Genomic DNA, 18620 nt, shown 5'->3' on the forward strand with positions numbered 1-18620 from the left:
AGGACTGCACCATCGGGTTGTTGACCGGCTGCATCTATGCTTTAGGGGCCAAATCCCTTTAGTCCCGCCTCCGGTCCAGGCCGATGCTGTTCAATTCCTATCCGTTCATCCTGCTGTTCCTGCCGTCCGCGCTGGCCGGGTATTTCTGGCTCGGGCGGCGCAGCAATCTGGCCCCGGTGATCTGGCTGGCGGCGGCCTCGCTCGCTTTCTATGCCATCGGCAACTGGCAGTTCGTTGCCCTGTTGTTGATCTCGATCGCCTTCAACTACGGCGTCGGCCATCTCCTCATCGTGGCGAAGCTTACTCGGTCGCAACGAAAGGCGGCACTCGCGATTGGCGTCGCCGGCGATCTCCTGGTGCTTGGCATTTTCAAGTATGCCGGCTTCGCCGCCGAGAACATTAACGCGCTAACCGGGACGCATTTCGCGGTCCACATCCTGCTGCCGGTCGGTATCTCCTTCTACACGTTCACCCAGATCGCGTTCCTGGTTGACGCTTATCGCGGGCAGGTCGCGGCTTACGCGCTGCCGCACTACGCGCTGTTCGTGACATACTTCCCGCACCTGATCGCGGGACCGATCCTCCACCACAAGGACATGATCCCGCAATTCGAGCGGGAGGAAACCAAGCATCCGCATGCGCATCTCATTTTGTGCGGAATCATCATCTTTGCGATCGGCCTGTTCAAGAAGACATGCCTTGCCGACGGCATCCAGCCGCTGGTCGCGCTCGCCTTCGATGCGCGCGCGCCGAGTTTTGATCAGGCCTGGCTTGGCTCGCTCGCCTACACCTTCCAGCTCTATTTCGACTTCTCCGGCTATTCCGACATGGCGATCGGGATATCGCTGATGTTCGGCATCTTCCTGCCCGTCAATTTCAACTCGCCCTACAAGGCCACCAGCATCGTCGAGTTCTGGCGCCGCTGGCACATGACCTTGTCGCAATTCCTGCGCGACTATCTCTACATCCCGCTCGGCGGCAACCGCCGCGGCCGCGTGCTGCGCTATGTCAATTTGATGATCACGATGCTGCTCGGAGGGCTCTGGCATGGTGCTGCCTGGACGTTCGTGGTCTGGGGCGCGCTGCATGGCGCTTATCTCTGCGTCAATCACGCCTTCAACGCGCTGGTGCCGAACATCCCGGGCGCTCTTGCGCGTCCGGTCCGGATCGCCGGGGCCGTACTCACTTTCCTTGCCGTCGTCGTCGCCTGGGTGTTTTTCCGTGCCGAGCGGGTCGACTGGGCGCTGCGGGTTCTCGGCTCCATGGCCGATCCGGCGAACGTCATCCTCGGCCGCGAGGAGATCGCGGCGCTGGCGCAGGTCACGATCTATGCCGCGCTGGTGTGGCTGGCGCCGAACACGCAAGGACTCATGGGATACGACCACGCCAACCGCAGGGTCGGAGAGGGCTTGATGGCGGGACGGATGCGGCCTCTGGTCCTCTATGGCGCGTCGCTGGTGCTTGCGTTCGGGATGTTGGGCATCCAGAGCCACAGCGAATTCATCTATTTCCGGTTCTGATGCGGGGCACGTTCACATATCCAGGGCGTCTTGTGCTCGCGAGCATCGCGTGCGTGCTCGGGGCGGCTGCGCTCATTTACGGCGTCGATCCCCTGCAACTGTTTCGGTCCTCGCGTCTCGTCGCACCCTTTTATTCGGACGACACGCGCGTGCAGAATGCGGGGCTGATCCGCACCCAGTCGTTCGACACCGCCTTCATGGGCACCTCGCTCGCGATCCATTTTCGTCAGAGCGATATCGACCATGCGCTCGGCGTGCACTCGCTCAAGCTGGCGATGACCGGCTCCAATTCGCGCCAGCAGGGTTTTGTACTGGAGCAGGCAATCGACCGCGGCGCAAAGCGCGTGATCTGGCAGATGGACGATTTTATTTTTGTCGATGCGGCTGACATCGAGACGGATCCTTATTTCTCCGTCGATCTCTATCGCGGGACGGCAAAGGGGATCGCGTCCTATCTTTTCAGCGCGGCGATGGCGAAGGAATCCCTGTTCGCGCTGCTGCGGTCGGTTCCGCCGTTGCGGCAGCCGCTGACCCGGGCCGCGCCGTTTCTCCCTGTCAAGTTCGCACTGCCTGACGTCGACGACATCTACGCGCTGCCGCGGGATTTCGACGTCGCCCGTGGCTACAATGCAGAGAAGGCGCTTGCCGCCTTCGCCTACATCACAAATCCCGTGCGCAGCCGCTTTCTCGGCGAAGGCTATGGCTACGACGCCATGGTGCGGCACTTCGAGCGCGATGCCGTGGGCCTGATCACGCGGCACCCAGACGTGACCTTCGACATCTACTTCCCGCCCTATTCGATCCTGCAATTCGTCGCGATGCGCGACGCCTCGCCTGCGACGCTGAAGATCGTCACCGATCTCACGACGCGCGTGGCGGAGCGCCTAACGCAGCTTCCCAATGTCCGCCTTTATGATTTCCGCGCGATCAAGGAAGTCACGCACGACCTCAACAATTACGGCGATGTCATCCACCATTCGCCGGTCGTTGATGCGAAGGTGCTGTCGTGGCTGGCGCGTGGGGAATATCGGGTCGATCCGAAGGCTTCACTTGCATCGCTGGACGAGTTGAAGGCACAGGTCGCGGCGTATCGCGTGGAGCGCTGATCTTCCCTTCTACACAACGCGAAGCTGGCCTTACACCGCCACCTCATTGCCAAGATACGCGACCGCCGCTTCGAGCCCGCCCTTGCCGTGCGGGATCTTCAGCGCGTTGAGACCGATCTCGATCACTCCCAACGTGCCGAGCAGCATCGGGGCATTGACGTGGCCCATATGGGCGATGCGGAAGGCTTTGCCGGTGAGGTCGCCGATGCCGTTGCCGAGCACGACACCGCATTTTTCCTTGCAATAGCTTTGCAGCACTGCCGGATCATGGCCGTTGCTCATGGTCACCGTGGTCACGGTGTTGGAACGCTCGCTGGCTTCGGCGATGTTGAAGCCGAGCGCCTGGCCTTCCGACCATGCGCCGACGGCGCGGCGAGCGGCTTCGCCGAGCAGGCTGTGGCGGCGGAAGGCGTTCTCCAGCCCTTCCTCGTGCAGGAGGTCGATCGCCTGGCGCAGCGCGAACAGCAGATGCACGGGCGCGGTGCCGGCGTATTTGCGGTAATGCTCAGCGCCTTCGCGCTCGCTCCAGCTCCAATAGGGCGTCGCCATGTTGGCCTTCTTGTGCACCTCGAGCGCGCGCGCATTGGCCGCGACGAAGCCGAGGCCGGGCGGCGTCATCAGGCCCTTCTGCGAGCCCGACATCGCGACATCGATGCCCCATTTGTCCATCTCGAACGGCATGCAGCCGAGCGACGCCACGGTGTCGACCATGTACAGCGCCGGATGGCCACTCGCCTTGATCGCCTTGCCGATCGCCTCGATGTCGTTCTGCACGCCCGAGGCCGTGTCCACCTGGACGACGACGACGGCCTTGATCGCATGCTCCTTGTCGCGGCGCAGGCGCTCCTCGACCTCGTGCGGCCGTACCGCGCGGCGCCAGTCGCCTTTGAGCACCTCGACCTCGGCGCCCATCAGGGAAGCCGCATGGCCCCAGCCGATCGCGAACCGCCCGCTCTCCAGCACCAGCACTTTTTCGCCGCGCGACAGCACGTTGCTCAGCGCCGCTTCCCAGGCGCCGTGACCATTGGCGATGTAGATGTAGGACTTGCCCTTGGTCGCAAACAGTTTTGAGATGTCGCCGAGCAGGCTCTCGGTCAGATCGGTCATCTGTTTGGAGTAGATGTCGATCGCCGGACGATGCATCGCCCGCAGCACCTCGTCGGGCATATTGGTGGGCCCGGGGATGGCCAGAAATTCCCGGCCCGCGCGAACGGTCATTGCTATACTTCCTTGTGTCGTGAAGACGGTCTGGAGGTTATTTTCTTCTTTTACGCGCCGCAGAAGCCCAAGAAAAGCACGTAAAACGCAGGTCTGGAGTGGTCTTTTGTTCTGAGCATGGTCCTGTCGGAAAGCCGCTTCACACTTTTCCGGACCATGCTCTATCTCTTGGTCTCGCGGCAGCCGGCGGCTTCCGCCTCTTCCACCGAGCAGAACCAGCGCGTGCCCTTGCTGATCTTCATCTTGATCTGCGCATACCAGCGGCTGGTCGGCTGGTGATAGATGCACTCGCCGCCGGTGTTGACGTTGCCCTTGATGGTGCAGTCCGGCGACGGCGCGACCGGTCCCGAGGCCGAAGCGAGCAGGATCGCATGCGCGCCCTCGGGCGGCTTGGTGGCGCCCAATATCGTGGTCTTCTTGTTGCGCACGCGCCAGTCCCAGGGCGCGATGAAGGCGCCCTGCCACATCCCGGCTTTTGCCTCCCGCGCGGCTGCCTCATCGGGTTCGTAATCGTGAGAGATGCGGGTGTAGGCCAGCGCCCAGCCGGTGCGAACCAGCCATTTCTGGATGTCTTCGCCGCCGACATCGCAGCGCGCCACGGTGCGGCCGCGCCGGTCGATCGACCTCGCATGGCAGACCCAGCTCTTGCCCTCGGTGTATTTGGCGAGCTCGTCGCGGGCCGCGATGCCGCAGGTCCAGCGCTCACGCTTGGTGTTGAGGCAGAGCTGGTCGATCGCGGGCGCGTCGATGCCGCCGAGCCGGATCCGTGTGTTGCCGATCACGACTGCGTCGCCGGCGCGGACCTTTGCAGTGCCGGTTATGTCGGCGGCCTCAGCCGGCGACGGCAAGCCGGGCAAGGATAAGGCGAGCAGTGACAGCGCAATCAGGAGTTTTCGCAACATGCCGGTCCGCGTGTGATGAAAATTGCGATAGACCTCGCAATTGTGGTCGGCTTTTGTCCGCCCGGCCAGCGTTTGCCAGGCAGATGGGCTTTCAACTTCCTGTCATTGCTTCCGGGGCACGACGAGACCATCTCACCCTCGTCCCGCCATTGCCCGCTTGGCCACCGCCAGCCCCATCAGCACGAACGCCGACGTCACCTCAGGCCCCCCGACCAAAATCCGCGTCGGCGTCTTCATCTTGTTCCACTCATAGGCGCGAAACGGGCCGCGGCGGCCGCCTTCGCCCAAGCTCGCGACGATCACGTTCAGCGCCGGCGCAAAGGCGCGCGGGTCGGCGCCGAGATGGCCGAGCGCGATCAGCGCCAGCGCCGCGTCGAACACGTTCATCTCGGCGGCCATCAGCTCGCCCTGGACGTAGGAGAGCACGCGGTGACGGATGAAATCGAAATCGCCATCGGGATCGACCGCGGCCTGCGCCGCCAGCGGTAGCGCCAGGAAGGCTGCGTAGCAGCGGCCGAAATAGGCACTGTAGAGCTCCGGCAGGTAATAGATGTGTGAGCGCGGATTGGCGAAGGCGCCGCTCGCGGCAAGCCGCTTCTGAAAGCCGATGATGCGATGCACGGTGGCGAGCCGCGCCGGCGTCTCCAATACTTTCCAGCGCGCGAGGTTGCGAAAGCTGACCTCGAGAATGTCGAGATTGAGCGTCGGATCGAGATCGTTGCCGTAGGGCCGCTCGCCCCGGAGATTGTCGATCCAGGTCGCGACCCCGCCCTCATAGTCGATATTGTCGTTGATCGGCACGGTCACACGCGGCTCGTTGACGCCCGCGCGCACCTGGTAGCCGGCGTAGAAATCCAGCAGCGGCTGGTCGAGGATCGGATCGGTGCAGCCGGCCTGCGTCGCCGCGGAGATCGAGCAGGCCGTGGTGTCGCAATCCGGCACGTAGACGCCGAAACCGAGGTCCTGCTTGATCTGGGCGAAGTAGCGCGAAAAGCGCGGATGCGGCGCGGGCGCCAGCGCGGTGATGACGTTGAACCGTGCGCCATCGAGGCCCTCGACTTCCTCGCGGCTGATGTTGACGCAAAAATCCACCATGTCGGCGATCGCGCTCTCAGCCGCCATCTTGTCGGCGGACGAGGCGAGCCCGGTCTCGACGTAACTCAACAGCGCCTCGATGAAGAACGCGTCGTAATAAGCCGAGCGGTGGCGGATCTGCACCGGCTCCCACATCGGCTCGGCAATGCCGGTCCAGGGCGGATTGACGACCGCGCGCGCCGGCGAGCGCGCAATGAAGACGCGGGCGAGATTGAACAGCAGCGAGGAGTTCTTGTAGCCGCGCGCGTTGAGGCCCGTGAGCGCCATGGTCAGCTCGCGCCCGCGGAAATCAGGATCGCCGATCAGGTTGAACGCGGCGTAGGTCGGCAGAAAGCCATTTTTGCGGTACGAGCCGAGCAGATGCTGCGCGCAGTCGCGGATCACGCCGTCGATCTGCGATTGTTGCGGCATAGCGCCCGTGAACATGGCCGGCGGCGGCTTGGGATGATCCAGCGCGATGCTGTCGACGAGATCGGCGACGGGCTGGCCGACCGCCGCCCAATCGGGCTCGGCCTCGTCGCGGGCGCGAACCAGCGCCTCGCGCAGCCGGGTCAGTTTTGCTTCGTCGCGCAGCTCGGGCACGCCCGCGCGTCGCAGCAGCACCCGCAATGCGGGATTGCCGAGCGCGGTCTTGTAGAACTTGGCCAGATGCGGATCGCCGCTGGCCGCAACAGACAATACGGGATCGCAGACGTCGTAAAGCGAGGGGCCGTCCTTCCGCGCTGTCAGCGCCCGGCAGGCGGCGCCGGCAAAATATTGAAAGCTCATGAAATACCTGGTCGCCGGAATTTGGCCGGGGGCCGGCCGGCACGCTCCCAGCCGCGCACCACCCCCTGCAACTCGTTGAAAAAGCTACCCGGATTCGCAGGAAATACAAATGTGATAGCGGTCACAGAAAGAGCCGGCACGAAGTCTGCATAATCAAGCTCCGGAAGGCTACGGGGACGCAAAAAATCACACATTGGGCGATGGAAATTAACTAATACCTTCAGCGGTTTAGCTCAAGTTTTGCGCAATCTATTGCCGGGGAGGCAATATCCGGTTAAAGGTTTGTTTGGTGCGGCGCCGCAAATTGCGCGCAATTCGGGGGCACACCCCGGCCAACCCCTCAAACCTAAAGACGCTATCGCGCTACTCAAACAGTGTGCGCGTGCTTGGCTGGTCTTTGGCACAGGAACGAACCGAGATGAATGTAACGCAGCTCGATCTTTCCCGACGCACGATCGCCGTCGCCGCAGCCCTCATCGGCACGGTGTCGCTCGTGATCGGCGCCCATGCTGCCCTCAATATGCGTACGCTCGATGCCGCCAAGGCCATCTCGACCGACCAGGTCACCGGCTCGATCGGCCAGACCTCGCGTCTCGCGCTTGTCATCGGCAATGGACATTACCCGGACGCCAGCGCGCCGCTGACGCAGTCGATCAACGACGCCCGCGCGCTGTCCTCGTCGCTGCGCAAGAGCGGCTTTGACGTCGACATGGTGGAAGACGCAACCAGGGACGACATGGTCCGCGCCGTCAATCGCCTGAAGTCCCGGATCAAGCGCGACACCGTCGTCATGCTGTTCTTCGGCGGCTACGGCGTAGAGGCCGGCCGCCAAAGCTACATGTTGCCGGTCGATGCCGTGATCTGGAAGGAAAGCGATGTCCGCCGCCAGGGCGTTTCCATCGACGGCGTGCTCGACATGATGAAGGAGCAGGGCGCCAAGGCCAAGCTCGTCGTGGTCGATGCTTCCCGCCGCAATCCCTATGAGCGCCGCTTCCGCTCCTACAGCCACGGCCTCGCGCCGATCACCGCGCCCGACAACGCGCTGATTCTTTCTTCGGCTTCGCCCGGCAAGGTCGTCGACGACGGCAGGGGCGAGCACAGCGTGCTGGTCAGCGAGTTCCTCACCAATCTCAATGCGCAGGGCAGCGCCGAGAGCGTCTTCAACAAGACCCGCGTTGCCATCTCCCGTGCGAGCGAAGGCGACCAGGTCCCGTCGGTCTCTTCCTCGCTGCTCGAAGACATCCATTTCGGCGAAGCCGGCGGCTAGTTTTTCTTAGGTTCTGCCAAGTCTCGTGCCCCGGACGCGGCGCATCATGCAATGATGCGGCGCTGAGCCGGGGCCTGGTTTTTTAGGCTATCGCCTGGACGAGAGATGGGTCCCGGCTCCGCGCAGCAGCATTACACGCTGCAGCGCGTCCGGGACTATAGCAACCCTACTTCGCAGCTTCCGCGGCCATCACCGGGCGCACGGCATCGCCTTCGCGCAACAGCGCACCGGCGCGGGCGACGACGACATCGCCTTCGTTGAGGCCGTCGCGGACCTCGATATTGCCGCCCGACATCAGTCCGACCTCGACGCGCTTGGTCTCGACGCGGTTGCGGCGGATCACCTGCACGACGGTGCCGGCGGAGGAATATTGCACCGAGGTCAGCGGCACCGCGACGTTGCAGCTCTGGCCGGACTTGATCAGCGCGCGCCCGCTCGCATTCAGCAACAGCCGCTTCTGCGAGGAGATGCCGATATAGACGATGCCCTGCTGGATGTTCGGCTCGACGGTCGGGCCGATGCGGCGCACCTTGCCGTCGATATCTCCGGCGCCGGCGATGCGCACGGTCGCCTGCTGGTTGACCGCGAGCTTGCGCATATCGGTGGTCGCGACGAGGCCGACGAGATCGTATTCGCTGCGCGCCACGATGGTGAACAGCGCCTCGCCCTTGGCTGAGGCGAGGTTGCCGATCTGCGCGGTCGATGTCGCGATCACGCCCGCCACAGGGGCGGTGACCTGAAGCGTGCCACCCTCGGGCAGCGCCAGCCGCGCCAGCACTTGGCCTGCGGTAGTGGTCTCGCCGGCTTCCGCCAGCACTTCCGTCACCTTCAGGCCGGGCCGCTCGGGCCGCACGGAGCTTTCCTCGCGCGCGACGATCGTGCCGGTGGCCTCGACGATGTCGGAGAAACAGGATTTTGCGACCTTCAGCACCGTGACTGCCGGTCCCTTGGGCGCGTCGTCATCGGCGGCGGGCGCGGGCTGGGCGGACAGCAACAGCAGTCCGGTGAGCGCAACGAAATGCTGGGAAAAAGAACGCGCAGGCAATGAACGCATCGGTCATTCCGGTTGGGGCCTTGATGGCCTCATCGATAACAGAAGCAACCGCGGCAGACTATGGGCCGGCCGGATGAGAATGCCGCAGCAGCACGGGCGGCGCGTTGCCGCCCGTTGAATTGGTCTTCGGGACCGGCGCCAAGGTTCGCTGTCTTTCCCCTGCGCCATCCTTCGAGACGCCCGCCTGCGGCGGGCCCTCAGGATGAGGTCGTGCTTCGCGGCGAGATATCAGACCCTCTTGGTGAGGAGCCCGCCAAAGCGGGCGTCTCGAACCATGCAGGCCGAACTCATCCCGCAGCCTCCAAAGGTGAGCAATCTCACGGCAGGCTCAAGAACTCCACCCAGTTCGGCTTCTTGCCGGTGGCGTAGGATTTCAGCTTGGTCAGCGCGCCGCCGCTCTGGTCGATGGCATAGACCGTCATGCTGTCGGAGAGTTCGCCGACGGCGGCGAGGTAGCGCCCCGAGGGATCGATGTGGAAGCCGCGCGGCTGCTTCTCGGTCGGCACGCTGCCGATCGTGGACAGCTTGCCGCTTGTTGCATCGACCTTGTAGGCGGTGAGCGTGTTGGTGGTGCGATCGGAAGCGTAGAGGAAACGGCCGTCGGGGGTGATGTGAATGTCTGCCGCCCAGGGCTTTCCCGAAAACCCCTCCGGCAGCGCGGTGGTGCGCTGGATCTCGTCCCATGCGCCGCTCTTGGCTTCGTACGCGAACGCCGCGACGTCGCCGTTCAGCTCGTGGATGAGATAGACGAACTTGCCGTTGGGGTGGAATACGAAATGTCGCGGTCCCGATTTCTCCGGCACCTTGTGGGCCGGCGGATCGCTCGGCGTGAGCGTACCGGTCGTGGCATCGAACGCGAAGGCCAGCACCTGGTCGGAGCCGAGATTGGTCGCGAACACGAAGCGGTTGTCGGGCGAGGGCAGGAAGGCGTGCGCATTCAGCCCGGTCGGGATCACCTGCTTCGGCTCGCCCGCGACGCCATTGGCGTTGAGCGGATTCAGCGCGACCTTGTTGCCGCCATAGGAGGCGCTGAACAGGAACTTGCCGCTGCGGTCGAGGGCGATATTGGCCATGCTGTCGGCGAGCGGCCCGTTGCCGATATGGCTGAGCTGACCCGTCTTGGGATCGATTGCAAAGCTCACCGCAACGAACGGCTGCGAGCGGACGCCCGCAATCAGCACGCGGTGGTCGGGTGTGATCGCGAGCGGCGTCGAGGAGCCGGGCTTTTCGACGCCGCTGAAGGCGGCCGTCTGCACGGGAACCATCTCGCCGCTCTCAGCCATCTTGAACACGCTGATGTCGTTGCTGTCGGCATTGCCGACATAGGCGAAGGTCTCGGCCATGCCGGCGCGGACTCCAGAAATGAGGGTGAGGAAAGCGAGGGTGGTGGCGATCGCAGTGCGGGGCGCGCGGGATGCGACGCGTCGGGTCGGTCTCAACATGGGGTCCTCCTGAAAGCCGGTGCGGCAGTGTCGTTTTGTCGCGAGGATAGCGGCAGCCGCCCCGCCGCACCAAATTCCAATTGGGATTGATCGATGCCGAAATGGTATCGGTGGGGAGGTCTACCGCACCGCCGCTGTGCGGGAGGGCAGATGCCGGCCGGGCGGAGGTTTGGGCGACCCGAGCACGGTCCACACGGTGACCGCGAGCAGCGCGCAGGTCAGGATCGTCCGGACGATGAGTGGTTTCCGCATCAGGCCGAATCCGTCCCTCAAATGAATGCCCCTGGGCGCGCCTTGCGATCGTGCACTGCAAACCGCGGCAATCCTATGAACTCGTTCACAGGCGGAAACGAACCAATGCCGCGCCAGCGCATTGAACCGTCATGCCCCGCGAAAACGATCTCGAAGGTAAGCCCGACATGGGCGGCAAGCATGGCGGCCAAGCCGGCCAGCCCGAGCCGCCGCCGCGCCCGCATCAAGGCGAGCGCGATGAGGATGTCGTGGCAAAGCGCCACACCGGTCAAACCGATCGCAACTCGGTGCCGACGAAACCAGAATAGCGCCTCGCCCGCGCCGCACTTGCATTTGGAACAGCAGCCTCGCCTTTCCGTTGTCCTGATCCCGCGGGCTGAGGAGATCGAAACGGAGGCTGGCACGTGTTTTGGATTTATTGGGACACCGCCTGGTCGCTCATCATCAGCGGCATCATGTTCGCCACCATCGTCACCCATCCCGACGCCGAGTTCGCCGAGATCCGGGCGGCCAAGCAGGCGAAGTAAGCCCGCGCCCTGCGAAATTTCCTGAACCCTCAAATCATGCTGCCGGGCATGAAGCAGCGGATCTTGGCGCGTCCGTTGATATAATACGGCCAGACCATGGTGCGGCCGGCACGGTTCGGCTCGGTGATCACGGCGTCGTCGGGCACCTCGATCCAATCGCCCATTAGCCTGACGCGATAATGTCCGTTTTGCGTGTCCCAATCGACGTCGTCGAGGGCGGTGCCGTCGGCGTCGGCACAGCAGGCGCCGCCGCCCTTGCTGTGCAGGCTCTCGAACCAGCCCTTGAGGGGAGAGTTTGCGTAGCGACCGTCGTCGCGGGCCTCCACGTAAGGCCCAATCAAGGCGGCCACCGCTACGAGCGTGATGATCCTGAAAGCCGCGATTGCCATATCGCCTCGTTCGATCTCGCGCGCGCGCAGACGAGAAGCCGCCTGCGCTGCACGTGACGCAATGCCGGCTGACGTCCGCCGACCGGGTTCCAGCCGTCTCAGTGGGGCGATAACCGCGAGGTCCGACGTTTGATCCTATTTTCAAGGGCGCGAACTCATCGATGACATGAGTCCGCGCCCTGCGTTGATGCTAATCCGGCAAGCGCTCAGTAGTCCCAGAACACCGGAACCCAACGAAAGGCGTTGCCGTCCACCGCGACCCGGCCCACGGACGGGAACGGCAGGTGCGTGGCCACCAGCATCTCGCCGGTCTTGGCGAGCTCTCGCAAGAGATTGATGCGTACGCGCGCCGCATCCTCGGGGTCGTGCTCGAAACCGTTGTGCCAGTCCGGTTGTTCGAACCCGACGGCAAACACGGCGTCGCCGGCGAATGTCAGCGCATCATCGCCGGACGCCATGCGAACCACGCTGTGTCCGGGGGTGTGACCGCCGGTGCGACGGGCGATGACGCCGGGCGCAACCTCGTGCTCGTCATCGAACAGCCGCAGCCGAGGGCCGTACTCCTTCACGAACCGCTTGGCGGTCGCTCGAAGCGCGTCCGGGAATCCTTCCGGCATGGCAGTGCGGGAAAAATCTGGCGCTTCCCAGAATTTGACCTCGGCAGCCGCGACGTGGATCCGCAGGTCTTTACGCAGTTGCTCCTTCACCCCGTCGACCAGCAGCCCGCCGATGTGGTCCATGTGCAAATGGGTCAGCACCAGATCGGTCACCGACGAAAGATCGATGCCGGCGGCCGCCAGTCGCTTGATCAACTGCCCGGCGCGCGGCAAGTTCAAGTTCGGGTCCGATCCCAGTCCGGCGTCGATGAGGATGGTCTTGCCGCCGCTGCGGACCATCACCGCGTTCAGCGCCCAGTCGAAAGCGTCCTGCGGCAGGAACATGTCGTGCAGCCAGGTCGCCCGGACGGCCGGGTCGGCGTTGTGGGCCAACATCGTGGTTGGCAGCGGCAGCACGCCATCGCTGACCACCAGCACGTCGATCTCGCCGATCTTCAGCGCGTAGCGCGAGGGAACGAGCTCTTCGGGTCCCGATGACCCGGGATATGAGGTGTTGTGCAGATTCATGTGGGTCTCCTGTTTCAAGGGTTGAGTTTCCGGCTGGTCTTGGTTGACCAGGCCGCACGGCCAGGAACGTGCAGCCGTCATCGCTTGGTGCGTCTAGAGCTCAGTCACGCGCTCCGGATCCGCAGAAGCGAGCGCAGCGGCGCGCTCGGCCTTCGGTGGGTAGATCCAGACAGTGTTGATCTCCTGCTTGGTCTTCTTGGCGGTCGCGCCGACCATCTCGACCTCGCGCTCCCATCCGCGCGTGAACAGCGCGCCGGCTTCACCGAGGTCGAGGCAGGTCACATAGGCCTTCTGGTGATAGGGCCTGGTCGGCACGCCCAGCAGCTCTGCCGCGGCGTTATTGCCGGCAAAGGCGCCCATCCGCGTGGCGTGCTGACACGACATCAGCGCGTGATTGCCCTCGTCGTCGCAGGCGGCGCGCGCAGCATCGCCGGTGGCGAAGACGCCCGCGACACCGGGCACGCGCAGATCGCGGTCCACCAGCAGCCGGCCGAAATTGTCGCGCCCGGCAGGTATCTGCGCGGTCAGCGGCGCGGCGCGAATGCCCGCCGCCCAGATCACGGTCTCGGTTTCGATGTGCTCGCCGTTCGACAGCGTGACGCCGGATTGATCGAGCGAGGCGACACCGGCGCCGAGCCGTGTCTCCACGCCGATCTTGCGCAGGGCTTCCTCGATGATGGGGCGGGCGCCCTCGCCCATGTCGGGCGCAATCGCAATGTTGCGGTCGACGATGATGATGCGGGGCCTGGCATCCTTGCCGAAGATATCGCGCAACCGCGCCGGCATCTCCGTGGCCGCTTCGATGCCGGTGAAGCCGCCGCCGGCGACCACCACCGTCTCGCGTCCGTTCACGGCGGGCCGCTTCGCAAGACCGTGCAGATGCTTGTCGAGCGCGACCGCGTCGTCGAGCGTATCGACGCTGAAGCCGTGCTGGGCGAGGCCCGGAATGTTCGGACGGAACAGCCGGCTGCCGGTGGCCACGACAAGGCGATCGTAGGAGAGCGTTTTGGTGGCGCCCTTGGCGGTGGCGATCTCCACCGTTCGGGCTTCGGTGTTGATGGTCTCGGCGCTGCCTTGCACATAGGCGACGTCGATCGACTCGAGCACATCGAGCAGGGGCGCCGTCAGGGTCTCGGGCTTCGCTTCATAGAGCCGCGGGCGAACCACGAGCGTGGGCGCGGGGGCAACCAGTGCGATCTCGAGCTGCTCTGGCGAGACGCCCTGGATCTCGCGCTGACGCGCCGCGGAAAGGGCGGCGTACATGCCGGCGAAGCCGGCACCGATGATAATGATTCGCATGGATTTGCTCCTTGTTGTCCCGCTTTTCGAAAGTCCGCGCGCGACCGCGTTGCTGCTTTAAGGGCAGCGTCCGGCAGCGGCACGAAGAGGTGAAGTCGTTGACTGGTCTTAAGGCGCCATGCAGCGTTGCAGCGGCGAACGCGGCGGCAAGCTGTAGCGAAAGACGAGCGGCTGGGGCTCCATTGCACCCCAGTCCTGATAGGGCAGGCCGGGGCCATTGCGGGTCATGATGGAAACCAGCGGATGCGTCGGATGCATCGAGTCCGCCGGAATTTCCACCTCCTCGCCCGTCGCCGACGTGAAGCGAACGGCCAGCGAGAGTCCGTACAAGGTTGCGGTCGCGAGGCTTCGGCGGCGTGATGCGATCAGCTGGCGGGTGACGAAGTTTTTCCAGGTCATCTTTGGTCTCCCTCGATTGGTCTGGACATGGTGATGATGTACCCCACCCGACTTGCCGCTGCCCCAGCGCGATTGCCGTCCCTGTCGAGGGATTGCTGCTAACGCACGCGCCTGCGCCAATCGCTCGGCGTTTCGCCCGTCAGCTTCTTGAATGCCGCGGCGAAGGCGGTCTGCGAGGAATAACCGAGCGCCGCGGCGACCGAGACGACCGATTCGTCGCTCTCCCGCAGCATGTTCATGGCCTGCTCAAGCCGGTGCTGGCGCAGCCAGGCATGCGGCGAGAGCCCGGTGCTCTCCTTGAAAGATCGGCAGAAATGGAAACGCGACAGACCTGCGTCGTATGCAAGCGCCGAGAGCGAAACATCCGCATCGCTGTCAGAACGCAGGCGTTCGATCGCCCGGCGCAGGACCGCCGGCGAAAGGCCGCCGATAATCGGCTGCAGCGTGGCCGGCACGCCGGCATGGGCGGCCAACAGGCGCGTCGCGAGAAGATCCGTCAATTGCTGTCTGAACAGCGCGTCCAGCGTGGCGCTGCCTTCGAGCGAGTCGGCCGCGCTCAGGAGCAATCGGGACGTGATGGCGTCGGGATGCCCGGTTCTTTCCAGCAGATCGTCAGGGCTTGCCGTGTTGGCTTCGTCGGCGATGCGCAGAAGCGTCCGTTGCGGAAGATAGAGCTGAACGACATGCAAGGGCCGGTGGATGTCCCAACGGGACGTCGAGCCGGCCGGAATGATCGTCACGACGCCGGCGCGCGCCGTCGCGATTGCAGCCGTTTTTCCCGTGCGTCGTTCCAGCGCCTGCGAGCCGGCGGGATAAGCCATGATGACGTGATCGGCCATCGGCTCGACAATGTCGTGCAGCGCCTCGTGTTTCCAATAGGCGATGGCGCCGCTTTGGGAATCGGAGGCCATGCGAAGCGGGTGCGTCTTGAGGACGCGCGCCATCTCCAGATTGGCGGCGCGCCGCTCGCATGTCGAATTGTCGTCTGGTTGCAGGTCCGGCGCGGGTGGCAAACTTTTGTGCGGGGGATTGCGCATGAGTGCGCTGCTTCCGATCATGGCGTGGCTCCTCCTGATCGCCTCAGGATTCCGACCAATCGTCCGTATTCGTACGGGTCGGCGCGTGTTCTATGCGCCGCGAAGGCCCGGCGTATTTCCTGAAGCCGCGATTCTTTGTCTGATCCTGCTCCAAGCCGGCGCGCACTTGCGCGAACGCACGGTGGGCGGGCGGCGGGTATGACAACAGGTCGGCAGGCCGTCACGCGGCTGTGACGATTGGACCATTTGTGGCGCAGGAACGCCGCATTTCCAAGCGAACAAGCGTTGTCCGATTTTGCGACAGATAGCCCAATGAGGAGGGTACGGTTGCCGGTGCGCAGCTACGCCGCTACCGCCTGCGCCGACAACAGCTGCCTCAACTTCGCCGCAGGCACGGCCGGGCTGAACAGCCAGCCCTGCATCTGGCTGCATCCGAGCTTTCGCAGCACCTCGCGCTGGGCCTCGGTCTCGACGCCTTCCGCGGTCGTCGCCATGTGACGGGCGGCGGCCATGTGCACCACGGCCTGCACGATCGGCGACGAGTCTTCGGACTGGCCGATGTCGCTGATGAAGCTGCGGTCGATCTTGATCTTGTCGAACGGGAAACGATGCAGATAGCTCAGGGAGGAATAGCCGGTGCCGAAATCGTCGAGCGCGATGCGTACGCCGAGCTCGCGCAGCTGCTGCAGGATCGTCAGCGCTTCCGCATCGTCGCGGATCAGCACGGTCTCGGTGATCTCGAGCTCGAGCCGTCCGGGCGCCAGCCCTGACTCCGCCAGCGCAGCTGCGACCTTGAGCGCCAGCGTCCTGGAGCGGAACTGTACCGGTGAAACGTTCACCGCGATATGGATGTCGCCGGGCCAGGACGCCGCCTCGGTGCAGGCCTGCCTCAGCACCCATTCGCCGATCTCGCCGATCAGTCCGGTCTCTTCGGCGACCGGAATGAAGTCCGCAGGCGAAATCATGCCGCGCTCGGGATGGCACCAGCGCAGCAGCGCCTCGCAGCCGTTGACGACGTTGGCCGCAAGGTCGACCAGCGGCTGGTAATGCACCTCGAACTCGCCGCGGGCGAGCGCCTGGCGCAAATCGAGCTCGAGCTGACGGCGCTGCCCTGCCTTGGCGTCGTATTCGGGCGCGAAGACACGGAAGGTTCGACGGCCCTCGGATTTCGCCGCATACATCGCGAGATCGGCGCGCTTGAGCAGATCCTCGAGAGTGTCGCCGTGGTCGGGGGCGATCGCGATGCCGATGCTGGCATCGGTCGGGATTTCCTGGCCGTTGCAGTTCACGGGCGCGCGCAGCGCCTTCAGGATCTGTTCGGCGAGTGCCGTCAGCTCGGCCTGATCGTTGGTGCCGGCCTTGACGATGGCGAATTCGTCGCCGCCCAACCGTGCGACCATGTCGTTGCCGCTGACGCAGGCGCGCAGCCGGTTCGCGACCTGGCGCAGCAGCTCGTCGCCGACCTCGTGTCCGAGCGAATCGTTGACGCCCTTGAACTCGTCGACGTCGATATAGAGGATCGCGAACGGCTTGCCCTGGCTGAGTTCCGCGACGCGGCGCTCCAGATGGCCGCGCATCAGCACGCGGTTAGGCAGGTCGGTCAGCGCGTCGTAATGCGCCATATGCGCGATGCGCTCGTCGGCGCGGATGCGATCGGTGACGTCGTCATGGGTCGCGAGCCAGCCGCCGGCGGCGCCGGGCTGGTTCTTGATCTCGATCAGGCGGCCCTCCGCGGTCTCGACGATCGCGCTCTGCGTCTGCCCGGCATTGCTCAAGATGCCGTCGCAATAGGAATCGACGTCGCCGTGGAACGAGCCGGTGTCGTGGCGATGCTGGATCACTTCGCGGAAATGGGCGCCGGGCTTCACGATTTCGGCCGACAGGCCGTACATCTCGATGTAGCGCCGATTGCAGACGATCAGCCGCTCGTCCTGATCGAACATCAGGAGGCCCTGCGTCATGGTGTTCATCGCGGTGTCGAGCCGCTGCTTCTCCACCGAGAGCCGGCGCGTCACCTGGCGGAAGATCAGATAAAGCGTGAGCACGAGCAGGCCGATCGACAGCACGGCGACGGTGACGAAGAATTTGGTTTGCGTGCGCCAGGTCGCTAGCGTCGCGTCGAGCGACTTGGTCGCGACCACGACCAGCGGCTCGCCGGTCAGCATGCGCGAGGCGACGATGCGGTCCTTGCCGTCCATCGGGCTTGCGAGCTGCGTGGTGACGAAGGTGCGCTCGAACACCGCCATCTGCTCGGGCGTTCCGTTGCGGAAATTCTGACCGATCATCGCGTCGGCATGCGGAACGCGCGCGAGCAGCTGGCCGTTCTGATGATGCATCGCGATCGAGGATTCCTCGCCGAGCCCGCTCGAGGCGAAGAAGGATTCGAGCTGGTCGGGCGTGATCGCACGCGAGACCATGCCGTAGAACTCGCCGTGCGGACCGGAGACGCGGCGCGCGAACACGATCGCGGCGCCACCGCCGAACCGTCCGGGCACGACTTCGATCTCTTCCTGCGCGGACGCGTCGTTCTTGAGCCGGTTGAAATAGCCGCGGTCACCGACCGAGATGTCGGCGACCGGCCAGCGCCGCGACGAGTTGATCAGAACGCCGTTGGAATCGAACACATTGGCGCCGGCGACATCGGACCAACCACTTGTCTTTGCGCGCAGCACCTCGTGCATGGCGAGTGTTGCCATCTGGCTGCGGAAGACATCAGCGGATTCGATGCTACGGCTTTCGAGTTCCGCGATGACGCTCTTCTGGAGCACCGCGAAATCCTCGAACTCGCGGTCGAAATGACGGGCGAGCAGCCGGACTGAGTTTTCCAGGCTGTCGCGACCGCTCTCGATCGCATTCTGCCGGAAGCGGTCGACCGTTAGCGCGGTGCCGATGGCCATTGCAGCCATCAGCACGAAACCGCCGACGATTAGCCAAGTCAGTGGCGCGCCGCGCCAACGGCGCAGCAACCCGCGCACGCGCGCGGTCCACCTGATCGATGTGCCCATGCAGCCCTCCCGTGGGATGCAAGATGCAGCAAAACCGACAAGAGCCGGTTACCAGCGAGGGTTAGGAAAATATGAATCAGAACGGATTCAGGCGGGTGCCGCGATGCGGTCGATCATTTGACGCCGGCGGGGTGGCGTCGGTTCATCCCTGGCGCGTTGGCTCATCATCCTATCGACCGTCTTGCTGCCGCGGCCAAAACGGCGCAATTTGCTGTT

General features: G+C 64.4%; 17 protein-coding genes. 5 read left to right on the forward strand and 12 right to left on the reverse strand.

Annotated features, from left to right (window positions below; translation table 11 throughout):
* Nucleotides 1-83 precede the first annotated feature (83 nt).
* Together ABIB06_RS15895 and ABIB06_RS15900 are read left to right on the forward strand one after the other, a co-directional pair.
* Nucleotides 84-1520, forward strand: a complete 1437-nt coding sequence (locus tag ABIB06_RS15895; protein WP_354049715.1) for an MBOAT family O-acyltransferase — start codon at nucleotides 84-86, stop codon at nucleotides 1518-1520.
* Nucleotides 1520-2626, forward strand: a complete 1107-nt coding sequence (locus ABIB06_RS15900) for a hypothetical protein (protein ID WP_354049714.1) — start codon at nucleotides 1520-1522, stop codon at nucleotides 2624-2626. The genes ABIB06_RS15895 and ABIB06_RS15900 overlap by 1 nt, the downstream gene beginning before the upstream one ends.
* 30 nt (nucleotides 2627-2656) lie before the next feature.
* Here the strand turns inward: ABIB06_RS15900 and ABIB06_RS15905 are convergent, their stop codons facing one another.
* The 3 genes from ABIB06_RS15905 to ABIB06_RS15915 all read right to left on the reverse strand — a co-directional run bounded on the left by ABIB06_RS15905 (nucleotide 2657) and on the right by ABIB06_RS15915 (nucleotide 6609).
* On the reverse strand, nucleotides 2657-3844 hold the full coding sequence (locus ABIB06_RS15905) for a pyridoxal-phosphate-dependent aminotransferase family protein (protein WP_354049713.1): 1188 nt from the start codon (nucleotides 3842-3844) through the stop codon (nucleotides 2657-2659).
* A 161-nt stretch (nucleotides 3845-4005) separates the two neighbouring features.
* Nucleotides 4006-4746: a thermonuclease family protein gene (locus ABIB06_RS15910; RefSeq protein WP_354049712.1), complete on the reverse strand. Its 741-nt coding sequence runs from the start codon at nucleotides 4744-4746 to the stop codon at nucleotides 4006-4008.
* A gap of 132 nt (nucleotides 4747-4878) precedes the next feature.
* Nucleotides 4879-6609 (reverse strand): hypothetical protein, encoded by a 1731-nt coding sequence (locus ABIB06_RS15915; RefSeq protein WP_354049711.1) that lies wholly within the window; start codon nucleotides 6607-6609, stop codon nucleotides 4879-4881.
* Between the two features lie 418 nt (nucleotides 6610-7027).
* On the opposite strand from ABIB06_RS15915, the gene ABIB06_RS15920 reads away from it, so the two are divergent.
* The gene (locus tag ABIB06_RS15920; RefSeq protein ID WP_354049710.1) at nucleotides 7028-7876 is read left to right on the forward strand and encodes a caspase family protein; all 849 of its coding nucleotides are present in this window, start codon (nucleotides 7028-7030) and stop codon (nucleotides 7874-7876) included.
* A 166-nt stretch (nucleotides 7877-8042) separates the two neighbouring features.
* Here the strand turns inward: ABIB06_RS15920 and ABIB06_RS15925 are convergent, their stop codons facing one another.
* From ABIB06_RS15925 to ABIB06_RS15935, 3 genes are all read right to left on the reverse strand, one after another.
* Nucleotides 8043-8930, reverse strand: a complete 888-nt coding sequence (locus ABIB06_RS15925) for an efflux RND transporter periplasmic adaptor subunit (RefSeq protein WP_247345150.1) — start codon at nucleotides 8928-8930, stop codon at nucleotides 8043-8045.
* Nucleotides 8931-9247: 317 nt separating this feature from the next.
* Entirely contained in the window at nucleotides 9248-10372 is a 1125-nt protein-coding gene (locus tag ABIB06_RS15930) for a lactonase family protein (RefSeq protein ID WP_354049709.1), read from the reverse strand.
* Nucleotides 10373-10492: 120 nt separating this feature from the next.
* The gene (locus ABIB06_RS15935; protein WP_256467631.1) at nucleotides 10493-10624 is read right to left on the reverse strand and encodes a hypothetical protein; all 132 of its coding nucleotides are present in this window, start codon (nucleotides 10622-10624) and stop codon (nucleotides 10493-10495) included.
* A gap of 131 nt (nucleotides 10625-10755) precedes the next feature.
* On the opposite strand from ABIB06_RS15935, the gene ABIB06_RS15940 reads away from it, so the two are divergent.
* Nucleotides 10756-10932, forward strand: coding sequence for a hypothetical protein (locus ABIB06_RS15940; protein ID WP_354049708.1), 177 nt, complete (start codon nucleotides 10756-10758; stop codon nucleotides 10930-10932).
* Between the two features lie 96 nt (nucleotides 10933-11028).
* A complete protein-coding gene (locus ABIB06_RS15945; protein WP_279666951.1) occupies nucleotides 11029-11151 on the forward strand; it encodes a hypothetical protein in 123 nt (40 codons plus the stop codon).
* Between the two features lie 29 nt (nucleotides 11152-11180).
* Here the strand turns inward: ABIB06_RS15945 and ABIB06_RS15950 are convergent, their stop codons facing one another.
* From ABIB06_RS15950 to ABIB06_RS15975, 6 genes are all read right to left on the reverse strand, one after another.
* On the reverse strand, nucleotides 11181-11540 hold the full coding sequence (locus ABIB06_RS15950) for a hypothetical protein (RefSeq protein WP_354049707.1): 360 nt from the start codon (nucleotides 11538-11540) through the stop codon (nucleotides 11181-11183).
* Between the two features lie 206 nt (nucleotides 11541-11746).
* Nucleotides 11747-12664 carry an MBL fold metallo-hydrolase gene (locus ABIB06_RS15955; protein ID WP_354049706.1) on the reverse strand — a complete coding sequence of 306 codons (918 nt, stop codon included), beginning with the start codon at nucleotides 12662-12664 and terminating at the stop codon, nucleotides 11747-11749.
* 93 nt (nucleotides 12665-12757) lie between these two features.
* Nucleotides 12758-13963: an NAD(P)/FAD-dependent oxidoreductase gene (locus tag ABIB06_RS15960; protein ID WP_354049705.1), complete on the reverse strand. Its 1206-nt coding sequence runs from the start codon at nucleotides 13961-13963 to the stop codon at nucleotides 12758-12760.
* Nucleotides 13964-14071: 108 nt separating this feature from the next.
* A complete protein-coding gene (locus ABIB06_RS15965; protein ID WP_354049704.1) occupies nucleotides 14072-14362 on the reverse strand; it encodes a hypothetical protein in 291 nt (96 codons plus the stop codon).
* 98 nt (nucleotides 14363-14460) lie between these two features.
* Nucleotides 14461-15420, reverse strand: a complete 960-nt coding sequence (locus ABIB06_RS15970) for a helix-turn-helix domain-containing protein (protein ID WP_354049703.1) — start codon at nucleotides 15418-15420, stop codon at nucleotides 14461-14463.
* Nucleotides 15421-15740: 320 nt separating this feature from the next.
* Nucleotides 15741-18404 carry a bifunctional diguanylate cyclase/phosphodiesterase gene (locus ABIB06_RS15975; RefSeq protein WP_354049702.1) on the reverse strand — a complete coding sequence of 888 codons (2664 nt, stop codon included), beginning with the start codon at nucleotides 18402-18404 and terminating at the stop codon, nucleotides 15741-15743.
* Nucleotides 18405-18620 lie beyond the last annotated feature (216 nt).

This window comes from Bradyrhizobium sp. LB8.2 (assembly GCF_040548035.1).
Taxonomy (GTDB): Bacteria; Pseudomonadota; Alphaproteobacteria; order Rhizobiales; family Xanthobacteraceae; genus Bradyrhizobium.

Bases quoted from the DNA above. Each gene is read 5' to 3' on its own strand.
- ABIB06_RS15925 (WP_247345150.1), bottom strand. From the start codon at position 8,930: ATGCGTTCATTGCCTGCGCGTTCTTTTTCCCAGCATTTCGTTGCGCTC.
- ABIB06_RS15905 (WP_354049713.1), bottom strand. From the start codon at position 3,844: ATGACCGTTCGCGCGGGCCGGGAATTTCTGGCCATCCCCGGGCCCACC.
- ABIB06_RS15975 (WP_354049702.1), bottom strand. From the start codon at position 18,404: ATGGGCACATCGATCAGGTGGACCGCGCGCGTGCGCGGGTTGCTGCGC.
- ABIB06_RS15900 (WP_354049714.1), top strand. From the start codon at position 1,520: ATGCGGGGCACGTTCACATATCCAGGGCGTCTTGTGCTCGCGAGCATC.
- ABIB06_RS15915 (WP_354049711.1), bottom strand. From the start codon at position 6,609: ATGAGCTTTCAATATTTTGCCGGCGCCGCCTGCCGGGCGCTGACAGCG.
- ABIB06_RS15940 (WP_354049708.1), top strand. From the start codon at position 10,756: ATGCCCCGCGAAAACGATCTCGAAGGTAAGCCCGACATGGGCGGCAAG.
- ABIB06_RS15910 (WP_354049712.1), bottom strand. From the start codon at position 4,746: ATGTTGCGAAAACTCCTGATTGCGCTGTCACTGCTCGCCTTATCCTTG.
- ABIB06_RS15955 (WP_354049706.1), bottom strand. From the start codon at position 12,664: ATGAATCTGCACAACACCTCATATCCCGGGTCATCGGGACCCGAAGAG.
- ABIB06_RS15965 (WP_354049704.1), bottom strand. From the start codon at position 14,362: ATGACCTGGAAAAACTTCGTCACCCGCCAGCTGATCGCATCACGCCGC.
- ABIB06_RS15950 (WP_354049707.1), bottom strand. From the start codon at position 11,540: ATGGCAATCGCGGCTTTCAGGATCATCACGCTCGTAGCGGTGGCCGCC.
- ABIB06_RS15930 (WP_354049709.1), bottom strand. From the start codon at position 10,372: ATGTTGAGACCGACCCGACGCGTCGCATCCCGCGCGCCCCGCACTGCG.
- ABIB06_RS15960 (WP_354049705.1), bottom strand. From the start codon at position 13,963: ATGCGAATCATTATCATCGGTGCCGGCTTCGCCGGCATGTACGCCGCC.
- ABIB06_RS15970 (WP_354049703.1), bottom strand. From the start codon at position 15,420: ATGATCGGAAGCAGCGCACTCATGCGCAATCCCCCGCACAAAAGTTTG.
- ABIB06_RS15935 (WP_256467631.1), bottom strand. From the start codon at position 10,624: ATGCGGAAACCACTCATCGTCCGGACGATCCTGACCTGCGCGCTGCTC.
- ABIB06_RS15920 (WP_354049710.1), top strand. From the start codon at position 7,028: ATGAATGTAACGCAGCTCGATCTTTCCCGACGCACGATCGCCGTCGCC.
- ABIB06_RS15895 (WP_354049715.1), top strand. From the start codon at position 84: ATGCTGTTCAATTCCTATCCGTTCATCCTGCTGTTCCTGCCGTCCGCG.